Here is a 19,336-nt window from a genome sequence, read left to right as displayed (position 1 = left end):
GCACAAGTGAACCATGGGGTGGTTTGGAACTCAAACCATCCGAGGTGATACTGGGTCCGTGACCACACGCATCGATCCCCAGGACATGACCGGACGCCCCTGCTCACTCGCCGCCGCCCTGCACATCGTCGGCGACCGATGGGCCCTGCCGGCGATCCGCGAGGTCATGCTCGGCAACCACCGGTTCCGGCAGATCGCCAGGAACACCGGCGCCCCCACGGACCGTCTGGCGGCACGCCTGAAGGCGCTGGTGGAGAGCGGCGTCCTCGAACGGCGCCCACTGCCGGACGACGCACGCCACAGCGGCTACTACCTGACCGAGGCAGGACGCGACCTGGCCGGCATCACCCGCGAGCTCATCGGCTGGGGCGATCGCTGGGCCGTCACCTCACCGCCCGTTCGGCTCCTCCACCGAGACCACGAACTCGTCACCCACACGGTCTGCGAGGCCTGCGGCGAGCGGGTCCACGCCGAGGACATCCACCGGGAAGAGACGACCCCTGGCTGGGACCGGTCCGGTCCAGTGCAGGCCTCATGACAGCGGCGGGCTGCGACCGCAACGGCGGCGGCATGTCCGGGCACGCCGCGCGGTGCAAGGGAGCGGCGCAGGAGCGAGGAGCAGGCTGGATGGGGGTGGTGGGTTACCGTGGCGCACAACGAAGCCATCTCGCCCGTCGAGGGCGCGGCAGTACTGGAAGCCCTGTTCCACCCATCCCCGACAGGCCTGATGGTCCTGGACGCGGAGCTGCTCCTTCGGCCGGGGCGAGCTCCAGCTTGCCAACGGCGCCCCATACTGGTGACCCACGCCGCATGGTGCGGTTGCCCCACCTTGGCCGGCCGCTGACCCAGCTCTCGCCCCGGAACGGCGCGCCCGGCAAGAGCGCAGATCGCATGCCGCGCCTGAAGGAGATGTGATGCAGGTAGCCGTGGTCACCTTCGACGGATTCAACGAACTCGACAGCTTCATCGCCTCCGCGCTGATCAACCGGTGCCGTGAGGACGGCCTGGAAGCCTTCATCACGACGCCGACGCCGGTGGTCACGTCGATGAGCGGCGTCGAGGTGACCGGGCAGCGCCCGATGGGGTTCGTGACCGAGGCCGACGTCGTACTGATCGGCAGTGGCGTGAAGACGCGGGACGTGGTCGCCGACGATGAGCTGGTCTCCCGGCTGAGACTCGACCCTTCACGCCAGCTGATCGGCGCGCAGTGCTCCGGCGCGCTGGTACTTGCCCGGCTGGGACTGCTGGAGGGCATGCCGGCGTGCACGGACAGGAAGAGCCGGCCGTTCGTCGAAGCCCGCGGCGTCACCGTGCTGGACGCGCCGTTCCACGCCGAGGGGAACATTGCTACAGCGGGTGGTTGCCTGGCGTCCCAGTACCTCGCCACCTGGGTGATCACCCGGACACTCGGGGAAGAGGCCGCACGCGACGTCCTCGACTACGTGGCTCCCGTCGGTGAAAACCAGGAGACCGTCGGTCGCGCCGTGCACGCCGTCCAGACGGGAGCTCTCGCACGGCACTGACGTCCCGTGATCGTGGCTGCTGGTCACGAGCGGTTCTCGGACTGACGAACTGCCTGTGCCGAACGCAGCATCCCCCGCCTCGAGCCCGCGGGCGTATCGCGGTCGTCGCCCTCAGGAGACCAGATGAACGAACTACTCACCGAGGCGATCAAAGCCCACGGCGGGAACACGCGCCGGCGCCAGCTGACCCAGCGCTCGTTGCGTTCGGAGGGTTACGCACGCAAAAGGAGGCTGCCGGGCACCGTCCTGTGGCGCGGTCGTCAGTCACCTTCATGGTTGCGGTCGTGCGGCCTGCGAAGTACTGAGTATCCCCGCGGCCTCAATGCGGCCTCACCGAACCCCGCCCTCTCTGCCCGGAGTGCCGGCGGCAGTCGTGCGGACGCAGAGGAGCCGGACGCAACGCTTCATTGAAAGCGGGCAGCGGATTCAGTCCGTTGGACAAGGTGTTTTGCCGTGAGGGTGTCGCAGGCAATGTGACCAGCGGATCCGTGTGGGTTCAGTCCGCGTCGGCGACGATGGAGCCGACGTGTTCGGCCAGGGTCGGGTCGCGGCGGACCAGGACCGTCGCGTAACCGACGGCGGCGAGCAGGGCGGCCAGGGCCGCGTAGGGGAACCAGTTGTACGGCGCGGGCTGGCCGGGCTTGGCGAGGTAGTACAGCGGGACCAGGATGGCCGCCGTGCCGAGCGCGGGCAGGAGGAGGTGCCGGACCAGCCGGAACTCCTGTGGGCGGTATCTGCGGTAGTACAGCGGCAGGGCGATGTTGGAGGCGAGGTAGACCAGCAGGATCAGGGTGGCGCCGAGGGTCGAGGACTCGGTGAAGAAGACCACCGGGTTCATCGAGCGGCCGTCCGGGCCCAGCAGGTGGACCAGGGCCCAGCCGCCGATGATCAGCAGGGCGGTGGCGGTGAAGGTGACGATCGCGTTGTTCGGTGTGCGACGGGTGGGGTGGACGTAGCCGAGGAAGGACGGGAGCAGCCCCTCGCGTCCGGCGTTGAACACCAGGCGCGCCTGGGAGTTGATGCCGGCGATCAGCACGCCGAGGGTGGAGGTGAGACCGCCGAGGTAGGCGAGGAACGCCAGTGCGCCGAGGGTGTGATGGGCGACGTCGATGAAGGGGGTGGCGGAGTCGCCGAGCCGCTCCACGTCGTAGCCGAAGCCGGTCAGGGTGGAGTAGGCGAAGAGGATGTAGCTGACCGTCATGATGGCGACGGAGGAGAACACCGCACGGCCGACGTTGCGCCGCGGGTTCTCCGTCTCCTCGGCGAGTGCCGCCGAGTTCTCCCAGCCGATGAACGTGTACACCCCCAGGGGGAAGCCCGCCGCCAGCCCCTTGAAGCCGTCGCTGATGTGACTGGGCAGGAACGGGTCGAGGGACAGCTGGCCGCGGTGTTCGACCAGCGCCGCGACCGACACGACGACCAGCACCAGCATCTCCATGCCGAAGAAGTAGCCGGCCCACTTGGTGGAGACCACCACCCCGCGCAGCATCAGCACCACCGCCAGGCCGGTGAGCAGCAGCGTCCAGATGATCCACGGAAAGTCAACGCCGGTGTAGTGGTGCAGGGTGATCTGCACGAACCCGCCGGAGATGGAGATGACACCGGCCATCGCGATGATGTAGCCCAGCGTCGCCAGTAGGGCCGTGGTCACCGCGCTCACCGGTCCGAAGGTCTTGCCGACGAAGGTGATGAAGCTGCCTGCCGAGGGGTGCGCCCGGGAGAACTCCGCCAGGGTGTTGCCGAGAAGCGCGACCGCGATACCCGCGGCGAGGATGGTCAGGGGAGACCCCTCGCCTGCGGTGGTGGCCAGGAAGGCGAAACTGAAGAAGAAGCTCATCGCCGGGCCGACGTTGGCCATCGTGGCGGCGGCGATGTCCGCCATGCCGAGGACGCCGCCGCGCAGCCGCTGCGGCGCGCCGCCGACGGGGCCCGGCGGGGACAGCGAACCGGCTCCGGGGTGGGGCATGAGGCAACTCCTCGTACGGTGTGGCGGCGTGATGGTGCGCGGGTTGTCGGCAGTCGGGCCGGCCGAGGGCGTCAGCGGCGCCAGGAACTCTGGTGTGCCTTCACCGCCTGTACGGCCGGATCGGTGGCACCCCGTGCGAGCTCGGTGAGCAGTTCGATGTGACAGCGGTTCTGCGCCTGTACCACCTCGGGCTGCGGTGCGGGCAGGAGCAGGCACAGGCGGCCGAGCAGATCGGCGGCGAACTCGCGGATTCCGGCGCCGCCGAGCGCCTCCGCGAGGTCCAGGTGGAAGCGGGTCTCCAACTCGGCCATGCGTGCCGGGTCGTCAGCCAGTTCCATCTCCTCGACCAGCGTACGAAGTCCGTCCAGCCGCTCTTCCGGGACCTCTCCCGAACCGTGCGCCACCAGTCCGCATTCGAGCAGCAGGTGGAAGGCGTCCAGTGAAGCCGCCTCCTCGGCGTCGTACATCAGGGCTACGACGGTGTCCCAGCCCTGCGCGACGAAGGTTCCGCCGGCCCGTCCGCGTCGGCGGTCGAGCAGGCCGTCCTGGCACATACCCTCCAGTGCGCGGCGCACGGTGATCTCGCCAATTCCCAACTCCTCGGCGAGGACCCCGGCGTCCGGCAGCCGGTCCCCCGGACGCACGGATCGCAGGCGTACCCGCAATGCGATCCGCGACCGGACGAGATCCGATCCGCTCTGACCCCCGAGGGGCAGCACGCGGGCGTGCCCCACGCCGGTGATCGGGGTCGTAGGGGCCGGGCCCGGCTGGTTGTACGGCCCGAACTTGCCCGCTGCATTCACCACGGCGCCACCCTAACGGCCCGCTGATCGTGGTCGTGGCCCCCGGCGAACGGGTATCGCGGGCTGGACATCACGCCGGTTGGCATCCCGTGTCCGCCTCTCGGCGTGTGCCCCGCCGAGGGCAGGCTCGTGCAGGGTGAGCGGGAGGGGCCTTCGGGGGTTCCCGCGACGATTCCACGGTGTGGTGCATGGGGCTCCCAGAGTGAGGGGGAACGTGGGGAGGAGGTTCCGCATCAGCCCGGAACAGCCGTGAGACGGCAGTGTGCGGGCGTCGCGACGGAACGAGCGGATCGCGATGGAGGAGAAATTAGAGCAAGGTGAACAGTTAAACAAGACCCCGGCTCGACCGGTCCTGATGCCGGGTGCTCGGGTCGGCTCGGCGGACCGCCAGTCGGGGGTTGAGCAGGGCTTTTGCGTCTCTGTGCGCCCGTGAGCGACGTCCGGCGCCGCGCCGCGAAAGGGCGTGTGCGGGGTGGGGGTCCCCCGGGGAAGCGGCGGGCGGACGGTCGGACCCCTTGTTTTTTCTGATCGCCTTGAACTATTTTCCTGGGCACCGCCGACGCGACCGGTACGACAGGCGCCGGCCCGGAGGCCACGGTCCACCATGCCCGCTCCGCGACCGTGATCGCCACCCGCCCTCCGACCCGGCGCCCCCACACGCTCCATCCTGTGGAATCCACGCGGCCACCCCCGCCCGATCCCGCAGGCCCCTTCCGCCGTCCCCATCTGCCCCTGGATGCCGAGATGTCAACACGTCCCCCTGTATCCGCTCCCGATCCGGTGACCACCAACGAAAGCGCCTCAGAAGGATCCGGCCTGCAAGCCGGGCTGAAGAACCGCCACCTGTCGATGATCGCGATCGGCGGTGTCATCGGCGCCGGCCTGTTCGTCGGCTCCGGATCCGGCATCGCCGCTGCAGGTCCCGGCATCCTGATCTCCTACCTGCTCGTCGGTGCCCTCGTCGTCCTCGTCATGCGGATGCTCGGCGAGATGGCCGCGGCCAATCCCACCTCCGGATCGTTCTCCGCCTACGCCGACCGTGCGCTGGGCCGCTGGGCCGGCCTCACCATCGGCTGGCTGTACTGGTTCTTCTGGGTCGTGGTGCTCGCGGTCGAGGCGACCGCCGGCGCCAAGATCCTGGCCGGCTGGATCCCCGCGGTCCCGCAGTGGGGCTGGGCCCTGATCGTCATGGTCGTCCTCACCGCCACCAATCTCGCCTCGGTCAGCTCCTACGGCGAGTTCGAGTTCTGGTTCGCCGGCATCAAGGTCGTCGCCATCGCCGCGTTCATCGTGATCGGCGGACTCGCGATCTTCGGCCTGCTGCCCGGCTCCGACCACCCCGCGTCCGGTTTCACCAACCTCACCGCGCACGGCGGGTTCCTGCCCAACGGCCCGGGCGCGATCCTCACCGGCATCCTGATGGTGGTCTTCTCCTTCATGGGCAGCGAGATCGTCACGCTGGCGGCCGGCGAGTCGGAGGACCCGCGAGGCGCGGTCACCAAGGCCACCAACAGCGTGATCTGGCGGATCGCGGTGTTCTACCTGGGCTCGATCCTCATCGTGGTGTCGCTGCTGCGCTGGGACGACCCGGCGATCCTCAAGGACGGCTCGTACGTCGCCGCACTGAACTCCATCGGCATCCCGCACGCCGGCGAGATCATGAACGCCATCGTGCTCACCTCCGTGCTGTCCTGCCTCAACTCCGGCCTCTACACCGCGTCCCGGATGGCGTTCTCGCTCGGCCGGCGCAGCGACGCACCAGCCGCCTTCGCCCGCACCACCCGACGCGGAGTCCCGCAGACGGCCATCCTGGCCTCCGTGGTCTTCGGCTTCGTCGCGGTCGCCTTCAACTACCTGTGGCCGGACACGGTCTTCCAGTTCCTGCTCAACTCCTCCGGCGCCATCGCCCTGTTCGTCTGGCTGGTGATCTGCTTCTCCCAGCTGAGGATGCGCAAAATCATCCAGCGGGAGTCGCCGGAGAAGCTGATCGTCAGGATGTGGCTCTACCCGTACCTCACCTGGGCCACCATCGCGATGATCACATTCGTACTGGGATACATGCTGACCGACACGACCGAGGGCGGCGGCCGTGACCAGGTGGTCCTGTCCACCCTGGTGGCCGCCGGTGTGGTGGCCTTCGCGCTGGTCCGCGAACGGCTGGCACGGAAAGCCCGCAAGGGCGAGGCCATGCCGTCGTAGGAAACCTGGTCGGCACACGGCCGCGGCCGCCCCGACCCGCCGGTGACGCGGCTCTCCCGCTGCGTCACCGGCTTCGCGGCTGCACCCGTCCTGCAGGTGGTATGTCCTGCGGGACGGACCGGCGGTCGACCAGGGCTGAGTGCCCGTGCAGCCGCAGCCGGGGTACGGGTGGTCGCCCGCGTTCCGATGGACGGAAGCCACTCAGCGCAGTACGGCCGCCAGCAGGTCGGCGCCCAGCGCCGTCACGTCGGGCAGCTTGAGGGTGCAACGGACGTAACGGCCGTGCCGCCGGGCCGTGAGCAGGCCCGCGCGGCGCAGGGCGGCGCAGGACGGCGAGGTGCCGGGACACCTCCGGGGGTGAGAGTTGCCAGAAGTGGCCATCGTTCTTGGGCCCGAGGACGGGCAGCCTTTCTGGCTCCTGCTCACCACCGGCCCCCGTCGCGGTGAGGTGTGGATGGTCGCCGACGTCGGCGTCATCCCGGCGACCGGTGGTCAGGCATGGGGTTCGAGGAGTGGGTGCGGCGGTGGCACACGGGCAACGACCGGCGGGACTGAACCCTCAGTCCTGCGCAGTCGCAGGGCTCAGACCGTTCGCATTCTCGGTGCCTCCCGAAGTGGTGAACATCTGCGTTCGCTTGTCAGTCGACTAGAAGAGGTCGGCTGATGTGTCCTGCGTAAGGTTCTCGAGGATTGTGCGCATCCACGGGCTGCGAACGACTGGTAGCCGAGCCGCGCTGGTGCGCGGTCACCGCGGCCTGCAGGGCGGTGGTGCGGATCCATATCATCTGCTGTCGGCGGCCTCCGGCAGTACCTCCGCCAGCCCCTCCTGCTCCAGGAGGGTGTAGCGGCCGGCGAGCAGCACGACGTCGATGTCGGTCTCGCGCAGGAAGCGGGCGGGGAGCGCGCACTGGTTCGCTCCGATGCCGATCGCCTTGACGACGCCTTCACCGCGCAGCCGTTCCAGCGCCGGGTACGCCTCGGTGAGGGCCTGCTCGGCGTGGTGGTCCGGGTCGTGCGGCAGGGCGATGTGCACACGGTCCAGGCCGAGGCGATCCAGGCTCGCTTCCAGGGAGCGCAGGACGCCGTCGGAGCTGAAGTCCCAGACGCGGCGGTGAGTGTCGGGCACGGCGAAACCGTGGGCGAGATCGTCCCCGCGGCCGCCCTCCGGGTCGGGTTCGAGCAGCCGCCCGACCTTGGTGGAGACGGTGTACGCGTCGCGGTCCCGGCCGCGCAGCGCGGCACCCAGGCGGCGCTCGGACAACCCAAGTCCGTAGTGCGGGGCGGTGTCGAAGGTGCGTACGCCCGCGTGGTGCCGTGCCGCTCAGTCAAGGTGGAAGACCTCTTCCGCCTCGACCCAGCGTTCGCCTTCGGCGGCACTGTCAAGGGGGAGCTGGCAGGGGTCGGTGAGGGTCCACCACCGCTGGGTGTCGGGGTCCGCGGCGATGGCGGCCATGTCCGAGGCGTAGTCCTCGCCCGTGTACTCGTAGTACGCGAACAGGGTGCCGTCCCGCAGGAAGATCGAGTAGTTCGTGATATGCGCTCTGCGCAGTGCCGCGAGCACGGGGGCCGGGACGGCGCGGTGCAGTGCGAGGTACTCCTCGGCCTTGTCCGGACGCAGCCGGATCACAGAGCCGACACGGAGGGGAGCTGCCATGTCCTTACTCCTTGGTCGCGCCGGCGAGCATGCCGGCCACGAGGGCGCGCTGGGAGAAGAGGAAGACGATCAGCACGGGGACGATGGTGACCAGGGTGGCCAGGGCCAGTTCGGGCCGCATGATCTGGTTGCCGGTGCCGCTGGAGGTGTTGAACAGCGGCGAGGCGGCGAGCAGGTTGTTCAGCCCCACCTGCGCCGGATACTGCGAGCTGTCGGGGAGCATCACGAAAGGCAGGAAGAAGTTGTTCCAGTTGCCGACGAAGTTGAAGAACCCGACCAGGGCGATCACCGGCTTGGCCAGCGGCATCGCGACGAGACGGAAGACCTGCCACTCCGAGCAGCCGTCGATCCGCGCGGCGGACAGCAGGTCGGCGGGGACGTTGGAGGAGAAGTAGATGTAAGTGAGGTAGACCCCGAACGGGAAGAAGGAGAAGGGCAGGATCACCGACCAGATCGTGCCGTCCAGGTGCACGGCGTTCATCCCCAGATACAGGGGAAGCACCATCGCGGCCGTCGGCATGAGCATCACGAGCATGGTGATGGTCAACAGCATCCGGCGCCCGATGAACTGGGTGAGAGCCAGCGCGTACCCGGCGGGAATCGATGTCACCAGCGTGATGGCCAGCGCGCCGAACGTGTAGAGCGCCGAGTTCTTCAGCCAGGTGAGGATGGCGCCTTCCTGGAAGGCGTAGAGATGGTGCCAGGCGTCGGCGATCGCGGTGGGGGACCCGAAGGAGAACGGGTTGTCCCGCACGATCTGGCCGTCGGTCTTGGTCGTGGCCAGCAGGAGCCACACCACCGGCACACAGAAGAACAGCACGGCCAGGGTCATGACGATGAGCCAGGCCAACCGGGCGGCCAGTGAGCGTGGGCGGCGCGTCCGGTGCATGGGCTTCCTCGGGCTGGTGCGGGCGCCGGCGGTACGGGGCGGCGGGGTTCGGCGGGCTGTGGTCGTGGGAGCCGTGGTCATCGTTCGCCCCTGTCGAACAGGCCGGTACGGAAGACGACGAGCGCCGCGCAGGCCAGGCCCAGGATGAGGAGGTCGACGGAGAGCGCCGCCGCGCCGTTGAAGTCGCCCGCCTGGAAGGCGTACTGGTAGGACAGCTGGTTCGGTGACCAGCTGTCGGGGATCATGCCCCAGCTGGCGAGGGAGACCAGTTGTGGCTCGACGAAGAGCTGGGTGCCGGCCGCGAAGGCCAGGATCAGCATGTACGCGATCCACTTGGTGATCATGGGGATCTGGATGCGCAGGGCGATCTGGAGCGTGCTGGCGCCGTCGATGCGGGCGGCCTCCAGGATTTCGTCCGGGATGCTGTTGAGCGCGCCGTACATGACCACGATCCAGCCGCCGGCCCCGGTCCAGAAGGCGATGACGGTGAAGAGAACCGGCAGGTGGCCGGGGGCGTTGACCTGGGCGAGGGTGTTCCAGCCGAAGCCCTTGAGCAGCCAGCCGACGGGACTGGCGGCCGGGTCGAGGAGGATCAGGAAGAGCAGTACGCTCGCCACCCCGGCGAGGGCACCCGGCAGGTAGAACAGGAACCTCAGGGTGGTGGAGGCCCTGCGCATGCGGCCGTGCAGCATCAGGGAGAGCAGCACCACCAGGATCATCAGGCTGGCCAGCCAGATCACCAGGTACAGGCCGATGTGGAGGAAGGCCGGTCCGAAGCGGTAGTCGGTGAACGTCCGGGTGAAGTTGCCGATCCCGACGAGCTGGTTGCGGGAGTTGGACAGTGCCAGCCACACCGCGTAACCGGTGGGCAGGACGCCGAAGGCGAGCAGGAGGAGGACGTAGCCGGAGACGAAGACGTAACCGGCGCGTCCGACCGGGTTGCGGGCCGAGCGGCCGCCGCGGCGGCCGCTCCGCTCCGTTGCGAGGTGGGTGGTCATCGGTCCGCTTCGCTAGTTGACGGTGTATCCGAGGGATTTGGCCTTGTCGGTGATGGCCGTCTGCCAGGTGCCCAGGGTGTCGGTGAGGGTCTTGCCCGAGTTCAGGGCCGGGACCACGGTGGAGGAGTAGATCGCTTCCTGGCTGTACTGGGTGGCGGACCAGCCGGGCCAGATGAGTTCCGCCGCCTCCTGGAAGACCGGGCCGACGTCCTGGGCGAAGTAGCCGGTCTTCTTCTGGCCGGCGAGCCAGGCGACGGCTGCCTCCTTGTACGCGGGGTAGGTGCCCGCGGTGGCCTGGTAGTCGTTGGAGGTCGTCATCCAGGTGACCAGGTCGGCGGACGCCTTGAGGTTCTTGCTGTGGGAGGAGACGAACCACAGCCCGCCGCCGACGTTGCCGGTGTAGTTCTTGGCGTCGCCCTCGAACTTCAGCGGCGAGGCGGCGGCGATCTGCCCCTTGGGGATCTTGAAGGTGGAGTTGAAGAGCACCTGGCCGTACCAGGAAGGGCCGGGGAGCATGAGGACCTTGCTCGCCTCCTTCTTGATGAAGCCGGCGCTGAAGACGGTGTCCTTGGAGACCGAACCCTTGGCGATCAGCCCGTCGAGCAGCTTCGCCATCCGGGTGCACTTGGCGTCCTGCAGGTCGACCTTGACCTTCTTGGCGTCGGTCACTGAGCTGGCAGGGCACTGGCTCGCCCAGAAGTACACCTCGGGGCTCCAGGCGTCCCCGGCGGTTCCGACCAGGTAACCGGGGTGCTCCTCGGCGACCTTCTTGCCGAGTGCCTCGTACTCCTCCCAGGTGGTCGGGACGGAGTAGCCGAACTTGTCCAGGAGCTCCTTGTTGTACCAGAGCACGTTCTGGGCCAGGTCGTTGCGTAGGCAGTAGGTGGTGCCGTTGAAGGTGCAGGGGCCCAGCGAGCCGTGCGCGAAGCCCTTCAGCGTGGACTCGGGGATCAGGCCCTTGTCGACGGGCGCCGCATAGGGGGTCTTGCCCTGGGAGGCCCAGGTGCCGTCGTTGACGTTGGCGCTGAAGGCGACGTCCGGCCAGCCGCTGCCGCTCCGGTCGAACAGCCGGACCTTTGTCTGCAGGTCATTGGCGCCGTTGGCGTCCCCGCTGTACGTGACGATCTTGATCTTCACGTCCGGGTGAGCCTTCTGATAGGCCTGCACGCCGGGGACTCGGGCGGCGTCCGCCCAGACCGTGATCTGGCTTCCTTCCTCCTGCTTCACAGGCTTGAAGGTCGCGGGGGAGGAGGACGCCCCGGCTGTCCCGGGATCCGCGCTGCCGCAGGCGGCGAGCGCGAGAAGGAAGACGGCGCCCAGGGCCGCGCCGGCAACGCGTCTGACCTGGCGGCGGGAGGTGACGGGAACGTCGCTGTTCATGACTGACCTCATGTCTGCGTTCTGCGGAGATCCGCGGGATGTCGGCGCAAGCACCGGAGCGGGGATGTGTGGAGGGATCAGGTACCGAAGGCGTGGAGGGTCGGGTACGGGGCGATCGTGAGAGCGGGGCGGGAGTGGGGTGGACTGGGCTGATCAGGCCTTCGGCGGTGTCAAAGTCTCCTTGTCGACAAACCGCTGAAGGGCGGGAGGGTAGTCCAGGCCGGCGGGCAGCGCCACGCCGGGCCCGGTGGGGGCGTGGACGAGTCCTTGGGCGTCGATGCCGCTCTCGCGGCTGATGGGATTGCCCATGACCAGGGACTCGTAGTAAGTGGTGTTGGAGATGGCCATGCACAGGTGCCGGTTGGGGATCTCCGGCCCGTGCACCTCGGCGCGCAGCCGGTAGGCGTCGGCGAGGTGGGCGGTGCGCATGGCGCCGGTGAAGCCGCCGCGCAGTTGGGTGGAGGCGCGGACGCCGAAGGTGGCGGCGCCGGCCTGGATGAAGTCGGCCGAGTTCATGTGGGCCCCGTCGGAGGTCTCGGCCACCAGCAGGGGCACCGCCACCGCGTCGGAGAGGCGCTTGTACGCGGTGATGCTGAACTCCCGGATCGGCTCCTCGTACCAGAGGTAATCCGCGTCGGACAAGGCGTGTCCGAGGTAGATCGCGTCGGGGAGGTCGAATCCGGCGGACCCGTCGAACATCAGGGGGATCGCGTCCCCCACGTGTTCCCGCAGGGCCACCGACAGCCGGGCGTCGCGGCGTGCGTCGCCCCAGGCGTGGAGCTTGATGGCAGGGTATCCGAGCTCCAGGGCCTGGTCGGCGATGTCCAGGTACTCCTCCACCGAGGAGTAGGTGACGGTCGAGGCGTAGGCAGGGATCGAGGTGCGGAAACCGCCCAGCATCTGCCAGGTGGGCCGGTCTGCGAGCCTGCCGGCCAGGTCCCACAGCGCGGTGTCGACGAGGCCGAGCAGGTAGAGGGGCAGCTCCTCGGTGCGGTCCAGCTCCCACATGCGGTGCCACAGCCATTCCCGCTGCAGCGGGTCCTGGCCCACGAGCTCCTTGCGCAGGAAGCGGTCCAGCAGGTCCGCCAGGATGACGGCGCTGCCCCGGCGGGGGGCCATCGCGACGCCCTCGACCCCTTCGTCGGTGCAGATGCGCAGCACCGCGGCCTCGCCGTCCGGCGGGCTGCCCAGCAACCCGTCACGCCAGACGAACGGCGGACTGGCGCCCGGAATCCGGACCGGATAGCTCTCGACGTCGGCAATGCGCACGGTCGTTACCCCTTGCAGCGGCAGCTGGTGCTGCGAAATTTTCGTGTAACGTAAGTCGTCATACGAATGCTGTCAAGGTGTTCGGAGCGGTAGACTCAGCGAGCGTGCACACCGGCGAGGGGGCCATATGGCGAAGAGCGGTCGAAGCGGCGTCGAGGACCCGTCGGCCCTGAAACCCTGGCCCAGGCGTCCGGCGCGGCTGGCCCATGCGGTGGTGGAGTCCCTCACCGACAGCATTGTCTCGGGTGCCATCCCCCCGGGCTCCACCTTGCCTGTCGAACCCGAACTGTGCGAGACGTTCGGCGTCAGCCGCATCACCATCCGTGAGGCGGTCAAGTCGCTGGAGGCCAAGGGGCTGGTTCGGGCCCGGCAGGGTTCAGGCACCACGGTCACCCAGTCCGAGGAGTGGAACCTCCTGGATCCTGTCGTACTGGCGGCCACCGTCCAGCACGACGACGAACTCGTCGTGCTGGACCAGCTTGTCGGAGTGCGTTCGGCCCTTGAGGCACAGATGGCGGCCCAGGCCGCCGAGCTCGCCACCGATGACGATCTCCGGGAGGTGGAGCGGCTGCTCGGCCGCCTCGACGAGGAGATCGCCACTCCCGCCCGGTTCATCGAGACCGATGTGCTCTTCCATGACCGGATCATGCAGGCGTCCCGGAACAGGCTGGGCCGTTCCATCATCCGGACCGTCCACACCCAGGCTCGCAGTACGTTCCTGTACACCGGCACTCCCGACGGCCACGCGTGCGAGCAGGCGAACGCCGAGCACCGCCGGATCGCCGAGCGGCTTCTGGCCCGCGACCCCCAGGGTGCGGCGCAGGCCATGACGGCCCATATCGAAGCGGCCTGGAGCCGCCGCCGTATCCCGCACCCCGGTATCACCGGTTGAGCGCATCCCGCGCCGTTGCGTGCGCCGGAATCCGCCCCCGAGCCGTCAGGCCGGGGGCGGGTTTCTTTGGGGGTGCAGATCTGTTTCTGCGGCGCATATTGACAGCATACGTATGACGACTAACGTTACGTCGCCGTATCACCTCCGCAATCACCGCAGGGCCGTATGCCCCTGAGTGGGAGGACCCGCGCGTGCCCTCTCGCACCTTCGGAAGGTCTCAGATGCGCCTAACCCGCTCCCGCACCGCGCTGCGTGACCGGCTCAGACCATGTCTGGCCGCACTCGCGCTCCTCACCGCCTCTGCCGGTGCTGTCGTCGCCCAGGCCGTGCCCGCGTTCGCGGCCACTTCCGCGACGCTCCATGTGTCCCCCAACGGCACCGGTACCGCCTGCTCGACCAGCCAGCCGTGCTCGCTCACCCAGGCCAAGACCAACGTCCGGGCCATGAACAACTCCATGACGGGGGACATCGTCGTGGAGGTCGCCGACGGCACGTACCGGCTGACGAACCCCCTCACCTTCACTGCGGCGGACTCCGGCACCGGCGGTTACTCGGTGATCTGGAAGGCCGCGCTGGGCGCCCGTCCGGTCATCACCGGCGCGCAGCGGGCCACGGGCTGGACACTGCACGACTCGGCGAAGAACATCTGGCAGGCCAGCGTCGGGACCGGGTTCGACACCCGGCAGCTGTACGTCGACGGCGTCCTGGCGACCAGGGCCCGCTCCTCGATCAACCGCGCCGACCTGACCGCGACCACCAGCGGCTACACCTTCACCAACACCGCGCTGAACTACCTCAACAGCCTGGCCGCCCCGAGCCGCACCGAGATCCACGGCATCGGATCCTTCACCGACCGCTACGCCCCGGTGTCCGGCATCAGCAACGGCACCATCACCATGGATCAGCCGTCCTGGGACGACAACACCTTCGGCTACGACACCCTGACCAAACCCTTCCGGTCGGGACCGCTCTACATCGAGAACGCCTACGAGTTCCTCGACACGGCCGGGGAGTGGTACCTCGACACCGGCACCGGCACGCTGTACTACAAGCCGCTCGCCGGGCAGAACATGAGCACCGCGGACGTCGAGGTGCCGAAGCTGCAGTCGCTCGTCGACGTCGGGGGAAGCTATGCCTCTCCCGCCACCCACATCACGTTCTCGGGTCTGCAGTTCTCGGGCACCAGCTGGCTGGGCCCCAGCACTGACGGCTACGCCAGCCAGCAGACCGGCGCGTACCTCACCGGTACCTGGGACCGCCCCTCCGACGCGCTGACCTCCTGCCAAGGCGGCTGTCCGCTGTTCGAGGCGACGCGTCCGCACTGGGACCAGATGCCGGCCGCCGTCCAGGTGTCGGCCGCCGACCACATCACCTTCACCGGCAACCGGTTCACCCAGCTCGGGCAGGTGGGCCTCGGCATCGGCCAGGACGCCAATGCCCACGCCACGGGGGTCGGCCTCGGTGCCGACACCGTCACCGCCACCGGCAACGTCTTCACCCAGGACGCCGGCGGAGGCATCGTCGTCGGCGGGCTCCAGGCGGACGCGCATCACCCCAGTGACAGCCGGATGACCAACAAGAACATCACACTGAGCAATAACGTCATTCACGACGTGGCGCTCGACTACCGGGACATGTCGGCCATCCTGGCCACCTACGTCAACGGCGCCACGGTGTCGCACAACGAGGTGTACAACCTGCCCTACTCGGGGCTGACCATCGGTTACGGCTGGGGCACCAACGACCCGGGCGGCAGCCAGGACTACGTGAACCGCGGTCTGTACAACTACCAGCCCATCTACCAGACCCCCACCACCGCCGCGAACAACCACATCACCGACAACTACATCCACGACGTCATGCAGCAGATGAACGACGGCGGCTGTCTGTACACCCTGTCGGCGTCGCCCGGCAGCACCTTCGAACGCAACTACTGCCACACCAACAACAACTATTACGGCTTCTACCACGACGAGGGATCCAGGAACTTCACGGACACCAACAACGTCTTCCGTAACGTGGGCCGGTGGTCCCATCAGAACGGCACCTCCACCAACAACACCGGTGCCCTCACCCTCCAGGACAACTGGACGACCACGCCCTCGACCGACATCTTCAACGGTGGCCGCGGTGATGTGGTGAGCGGCACGGTGGTCGTCTCCGACGGCAACTGGCCCTCCGGCGCCCGCACGGTCATGGACAACGCGGGCGTCCAGCCCCTCTACCGGCCCCTGACCACCGACCCCGTCACGGCCCCCTACAGCGGCTACTCCTCCACTCCCGCCCTGACCGGCCAGAGCGGCGGTAGCTTCACCGTCACCGACGCGGGAGCCGACATCTGGGGCGCCGGCGGACAACACGACGACGCCTACGGCACCGCCTACCTGGCGAACTCCGCTGTCGCCGGCACCTCGGTGTCCGCGCGCGTCGACAACGTCGACAACACCAACGGCTGGGCCAAGGCGGGCGTCGTCCTGCGCAACAGCCTCACCGGCAACGGCTCTTCCCCGGGATACGCGGTCGCCACGGCGACCCCGAGCCACGGCGTGTGCTTCCAGTGGGACTCCACCGCGGACGGCTACCTCGACCAGATGTCGTGTACGTCCTCGACGGTCAAGGCGCCGGTCTGGGTGCGGCTCACCCGCACCGCCACCCAGGTCTCCGCCTACTACTCCACCGACGGATCCACCTTCACCCAGGTCGGCTCGGCGGTCACCCTGCCGTCCATGGCCGCCACCCAGGACGCCGGTGTCATCCACAGCGCCCACAGCACCAGCGTCGGCAGCGCGACCTTCAGCAACCTGCGGATCGTCACCTCCCCCTTCAAGGCCTACGGCTCCATCCCGGCCGCGGTGGGCCAGAGCCAGGGAGTGACCTCCCTGACCAACGCGGGCATCGACACATGGGCCACGAGCGCGCTACACGACGACGACTACTCCGCGGCCTACCAGCCGGGAGCGGCGGGAACGTCGTCGACCGTCACCGTCCATGTCGACAGCCAGGACAACACCAATGCCTGGGGCAAAGCCGGCCTGATGCTGCGCAACGACATCACCGGCACCGGCTCCTCCACCGGATACCTCGTCCTCGCCGCCACGCCGGGCAAGGGTGTCACGATGTCGTGGGACTCCAACAGTGACGGCTACCTCGACTCCGTCACCACCAAGACCGGCAGCGCCGCCATCGCCCCGGTCTGGCTCCGCCTGGTCAGGAGCGGCGACTCGGTCACCGGCTCCTTCTCCGCCAACGGCACCACCTGGACCACGGTGGGCACCGCGACGCTGACCGGTGCCAACAGCACCGAGGACGCGGGGGTGTTCTTCACGGCTCACGGCGGAGCACCCGGCACCGCGAAGTTCAGCCAGTTCTCCGTGAGCTGACGGAGCAGTTCGGGTCATCGTCTCCGGGTGGTGGTGCGGTTTCCGCACCACCACCCGGAGATCCGTCATGTCGGCGCCGAACTCCGCGCGGCAGCGCGACCTCCACGCCCCCGGCAACGGTGGCGCCCCACCCATCCCTGGAGCGCGCAGACCGTTGACGGCCACATCGCCGGCGCAAGCACGTGGCTGGAAAGACGCCACAGGTGCCGCTCGCCTGATCGAGGGCATCCCCGCCGCCGTACCGGCGTTCGACCACCGGCTGCCGGAACTCCGGGGCGGCGACGCCCGCACGGACACTCCCGTGCCCGCCCCCTCCCCGGCCGCCTGCCGACCACAAGCCCGGTCGGCCGCAGCAGCCGTCGCCCTCATGACCGGGACGATCGGCCTCGATCCCGGCGTCCCCACAGGCCGCATCCACTTCCGACCGACAGGCCCACTTCCCGTCGGCGCACTCACCGTCTCGGGAGAACGGCTCGACATCACCATCAACTCCGGCAGCCGGGTCGAGTCGGTAACGGCCCTTGCGGAACTGATCGTCGAACAACGGGCGGCGCTGCCGTCCTGAAGATCCCGCCATCCGAGCCGTAGGTGGTCATTGCTGGCGGCACCTGGACACCTGACACTGCCGCCGGTGCTACGCCCTCAGGCCTGGCCGGCCAGTCTCTGCCGCACGGCGTCGTTGTCGTCGTGGTGGACGACCTCGACGAGCAGCGAACGACGGCAACAACGGGGCGGCCGGATGCCAGAGTTCATCAGGAACCAGGCGCTTTGATGGATCAGCACCCACGACCGGCATCATGCCGCACGAACATCAAGTCGCAATGTGACTGAGCGCTTCAGTTGGCGGGGAGCACCGGCGAAAGCGCTCAGCGGCGGAGCCTTGCGGGGATTTCGGCCAGCGTTTGTGGGATGTGGCCGATGCACCGCCCTCGCAGGCGGTGCATCGCGCTCCGCGGCTTACTGGCTCTGGACCTGTGCCTTGTTGATGGCGGCTTGGAGTTGAAGCCAGGTGGGATCTGTTGCGCTGGCCGCGGTCACCGTTGCCAGATCGTCTGCTTCCCATGTGCGGGTTCCGTCGGTCAGGACAAGGTGCGCCTCCAGGTCGTCGCCGTCGTCCGGAATCTCGGCGGTGGCCTCCAAGAACGCCATGGCTGCGGCCCTGGAGACGTCCCTGCTTGTGGTGCAGGTCTGCGTGGAGCCGGAGAGCGTGGAGTCGGAGAGCACGGACAAGAGCACCAGCTCTCCCCCACTGCCGGCAACGAGAAGCTCGCCGGTCGCCGTGGCGGCCAGCGCGGACAAACGGGACCCGGTCAGCACATCGTGCTCGACCGCTTGCCGGGTTTCGAGGTCCACCTCGACCAACGCCCCCGCGGGCGTTGCGATCCACAGCACGCCCGGTCGCGATCCGAAGGCGATGTTGTGACGCGACCAGGCTTGCATCTGGTCAAGCCACTCCTGCGGGTACGGATAACCAGGGCTGGGGTCGCCGAGGGTGGTGGCCAGAACCCGGTGCAACGAAGGAAACTCGAAAACCTCCACCGAGTTGTCGTATGCGTTGCCACGTATCGCAATATGACGTCCGTCCGCGCTGAAGAGCGGAGTCTCGTAGCCGTCACAGTCCAGGATCAGCGCCCGGCGGAGCGGCCGCATCGCGGCACGTGCGGTCCCCTTGTCGACGCGCGCGAAAAGGCAGTGCGTAGCGCCCTGGTCGCTGGCGAGCGTGGCAACGAGTCCGCCCCCGGGATGCTCCGCCACTCCTGTGTCCCACCGGGGTCCGGCACCGATGGTTCCGGAGGCAAGGTCAAGGACGTCCGAGCTCTCCCACCCGCCGCCTTCGTCGCGAAACGACGGTGAAGCCCACAAGGTCTGCCCGTCCGGGCTGAAAGCCAGACTGCGGTAGGAGGCCGTGGCCGGAACACCTTCCGGTTCGCAGACCCCGGCAGGAGTCCATTGCCGCAGTCCGTCCTCCCCTGCCACGACCAGCAGTGGCTGGTCCGGATGCCACGCCACAACGGGCGTCCGCTCTGCCCGCTCCCACCCAAAGGCGTCTCCATAGGGGTTCGACGTGAGGCCCACTGAGCCGAGTTCGCGCAGCTGCCCCGCGCCGCAGTCCCAGATGTGGACTGCCGGACGCTCGGAGTCCGAGCAGGCCACCAGGGGAAGCCGCGGATGGCATCGCAGCTGTTCAAAAAAGCGTTCGGCGCCAACCAGCCCACGTGCCACTACCTCAAGATCAGTCATCCCAGCACCGTAGTTCTCGCCGGTCTGCGCGGCGAGGCCCTCACCGGCATGCGTTCCCTCACGGCCCTGATCTGCGGCCGGGGCTGGGCAGCCGAGCCAAAGTGGGACCTGGGGCTCGCGCTGAGTGATCAGCGCGACGACG

14 protein-coding genes and 2 pseudogenes are annotated in these 19,336 nt (G+C 68.5%); 6 read left to right on the top strand and 10 right to left on the bottom strand.

Features of this window, described 5'->3' with window-relative positions; genetic code table 11:
* The first annotated feature begins 58 nt into the window (after window positions 1-58).
* Window positions 59-538: a helix-turn-helix domain-containing protein gene (locus SY2F82_RS17270; RefSeq protein WP_236041550.1), complete on the top strand. Its 480-nt coding sequence runs from the start codon at window positions 59-61 to the stop codon at window positions 536-538.
* Window positions 539-914: 376 nt separating this feature from the next.
* Window positions 915-1,523 carry a DJ-1/PfpI family protein gene (locus SY2F82_RS17265; RefSeq protein WP_200419950.1) on the top strand — a complete coding sequence of 203 codons (609 nt, stop codon included), beginning with the start codon at window positions 915-917 and terminating at the stop codon, window positions 1,521-1,523.
* Window positions 1,524-2,019: 496 nt separating this feature from the next.
* On the opposite strand, the gene SY2F82_RS17260 is transcribed toward SY2F82_RS17265, so the two are convergent.
* Window positions 2,020-3,489: an APC family permease gene (locus SY2F82_RS17260; protein ID WP_200419949.1), complete on the bottom strand. Its 1,470-nt coding sequence runs from the start codon at window positions 3,487-3,489 to the stop codon at window positions 2,020-2,022.
* 71 nt (window positions 3,490-3,560) lie between these two features.
* Window positions 3,561-4,295, bottom strand: a complete 735-nt coding sequence (locus tag SY2F82_RS17255; RefSeq protein ID WP_200419948.1) for a FadR/GntR family transcriptional regulator — start codon at window positions 4,293-4,295, stop codon at window positions 3,561-3,563.
* 741 nt (window positions 4,296-5,036) lie between these two features.
* Here SY2F82_RS17255 and SY2F82_RS17250 point away from each other — a divergent pair.
* Window positions 5,037-6,491, top strand: coding sequence for an amino acid permease (locus SY2F82_RS17250; RefSeq protein WP_200419947.1), 1,455 nt, complete (start codon window positions 5,037-5,039; stop codon window positions 6,489-6,491).
* A 201-nt stretch (window positions 6,492-6,692) separates the two neighbouring features.
* Here SY2F82_RS17250 and SY2F82_RS17245 read toward each other — a convergent pair.
* From SY2F82_RS17245 to SY2F82_RS17215, 7 genes and pseudogenes are all read right to left on the bottom strand, one after another.
* Window positions 6,693-6,867 (bottom strand): annotated as a pseudogene (locus SY2F82_RS17245) (transcriptional regulator); the annotation flags it as partial.
* A 417-nt stretch (window positions 6,868-7,284) separates the two neighbouring features.
* A pseudogene (locus SY2F82_RS17240) lies at window positions 7,285-7,797 on the bottom strand (aldo/keto reductase); the annotation flags it as partial.
* Between the two features lie 15 nt (window positions 7,798-7,812).
* Window positions 7,813-8,145, bottom strand: a complete 333-nt coding sequence (locus tag SY2F82_RS17235) for an L-rhamnose mutarotase (RefSeq protein ID WP_200419946.1) — start codon at window positions 8,143-8,145, stop codon at window positions 7,813-7,815.
* A gap of 4 nt (window positions 8,146-8,149) precedes the next feature.
* Window positions 8,150-9,034 (bottom strand): carbohydrate ABC transporter permease, encoded by an 885-nt coding sequence (locus tag SY2F82_RS17230; RefSeq protein ID WP_200419945.1) that lies wholly within the window; start codon window positions 9,032-9,034, stop codon window positions 8,150-8,152.
* A gap of 77 nt (window positions 9,035-9,111) precedes the next feature.
* Window positions 9,112-10,032 carry a carbohydrate ABC transporter permease gene (locus SY2F82_RS17225; RefSeq protein ID WP_200419944.1) on the bottom strand — a complete coding sequence of 307 codons (921 nt, stop codon included), beginning with the start codon at window positions 10,030-10,032 and terminating at the stop codon, window positions 9,112-9,114.
* A gap of 12 nt (window positions 10,033-10,044) precedes the next feature.
* Window positions 10,045-11,412 (bottom strand): ABC transporter substrate-binding protein, encoded by a 1,368-nt coding sequence (locus SY2F82_RS17220; RefSeq protein WP_200419943.1) that lies wholly within the window; start codon window positions 11,410-11,412, stop codon window positions 10,045-10,047.
* A gap of 153 nt (window positions 11,413-11,565) precedes the next feature.
* On the bottom strand, window positions 11,566-12,681 hold the full coding sequence (locus tag SY2F82_RS17215) for an enolase C-terminal domain-like protein (protein WP_200419942.1): 1,116 nt from the start codon (window positions 12,679-12,681) through the stop codon (window positions 11,566-11,568).
* Window positions 12,682-12,808: 127 nt separating this feature from the next.
* On the opposite strand from SY2F82_RS17215, the gene SY2F82_RS17210 reads away from it, so the two are divergent.
* From SY2F82_RS17210 to SY2F82_RS17200, 3 genes are all read left to right on the top strand, one after another.
* Entirely contained in the window at window positions 12,809-13,573 is a 765-nt protein-coding gene (locus tag SY2F82_RS17210) for a FadR/GntR family transcriptional regulator (protein ID WP_200419941.1), read from the top strand.
* A 221-nt stretch (window positions 13,574-13,794) separates the two neighbouring features.
* Window positions 13,795-16,953, top strand: a complete 3,159-nt coding sequence (locus tag SY2F82_RS17205; protein ID WP_200419940.1) for a DUF1349 domain-containing protein — start codon at window positions 13,795-13,797, stop codon at window positions 16,951-16,953.
* A 154-nt stretch (window positions 16,954-17,107) separates the two neighbouring features.
* Window positions 17,108-17,518 carry a hypothetical protein gene (locus tag SY2F82_RS17200; protein ID WP_200419939.1) on the top strand — a complete coding sequence of 137 codons (411 nt, stop codon included), beginning with the start codon at window positions 17,108-17,110 and terminating at the stop codon, window positions 17,516-17,518.
* A 392-nt stretch (window positions 17,519-17,910) separates the two neighbouring features.
* Here the strand turns inward: SY2F82_RS17200 and SY2F82_RS17195 are convergent, their stop codons facing one another.
* Complete coding sequence (locus SY2F82_RS17195; RefSeq protein ID WP_236041549.1) at window positions 17,911-19,194, bottom strand: hypothetical protein; 1,284 nt, start codon at window positions 19,192-19,194, stop codon at window positions 17,911-17,913.
* Window positions 19,195-19,336 lie beyond the last annotated feature (142 nt).

Origin of the sequence: Streptomyces sp. Y2F8-2 (assembly GCF_014905555.1) — a bacterium.
Taxonomy (GTDB): Bacteria; Actinomycetota; Actinomycetes; order Streptomycetales; family Streptomycetaceae; genus Streptomyces; species Streptomyces cynarae.
This window is presented reverse-complemented; position numbering and strand designations above follow the sequence as displayed.

What these genes read in the sequence shown, in the direction of transcription:
- SY2F82_RS17265 (WP_200419950.1), top strand. Translation starts at nt 915, where the DNA reads ATGCAGGTAGCCGTGGTCACCTTCGACGGATTCAACGAACTCGACAGC.
- SY2F82_RS17250 (WP_200419947.1), top strand. Translation starts at nt 5,037, where the DNA reads ATGTCAACACGTCCCCCTGTATCCGCTCCCGATCCGGTGACCACCAAC.
- SY2F82_RS17230 (WP_200419945.1), bottom strand. Translation starts at nt 9,034, where the DNA reads ATGCACCGGACGCGCCGCCCACGCTCACTGGCCGCCCGGTTGGCCTGG.
- SY2F82_RS17260 (WP_200419949.1), bottom strand. Translation starts at nt 3,489, where the DNA reads ATGCCCCACCCCGGAGCCGGTTCGCTGTCCCCGCCGGGCCCCGTCGGC.
- SY2F82_RS17225 (WP_200419944.1), bottom strand. Translation starts at nt 10,032, where the DNA reads ATGACCACCCACCTCGCAACGGAGCGGAGCGGCCGCCGCGGCGGCCGC.
- SY2F82_RS17235 (WP_200419946.1), bottom strand. Translation starts at nt 8,145, where the DNA reads ATGGCAGCTCCCCTCCGTGTCGGCTCTGTGATCCGGCTGCGTCCGGAC.
- SY2F82_RS17195 (WP_236041549.1), bottom strand. Translation starts at nt 19,194, where the DNA reads ATGACTGATCTTGAGGTAGTGGCACGTGGGCTGGTTGGCGCCGAACGC.
- SY2F82_RS17205 (WP_200419940.1), top strand. Translation starts at nt 13,795, where the DNA reads ATGCGCCTAACCCGCTCCCGCACCGCGCTGCGTGACCGGCTCAGACCA.
- SY2F82_RS17210 (WP_200419941.1), top strand. Translation starts at nt 12,809, where the DNA reads ATGGCGAAGAGCGGTCGAAGCGGCGTCGAGGACCCGTCGGCCCTGAAA.
- SY2F82_RS17220 (WP_200419943.1), bottom strand. Translation starts at nt 11,412, where the DNA reads ATGAACAGCGACGTTCCCGTCACCTCCCGCCGCCAGGTCAGACGCGTT.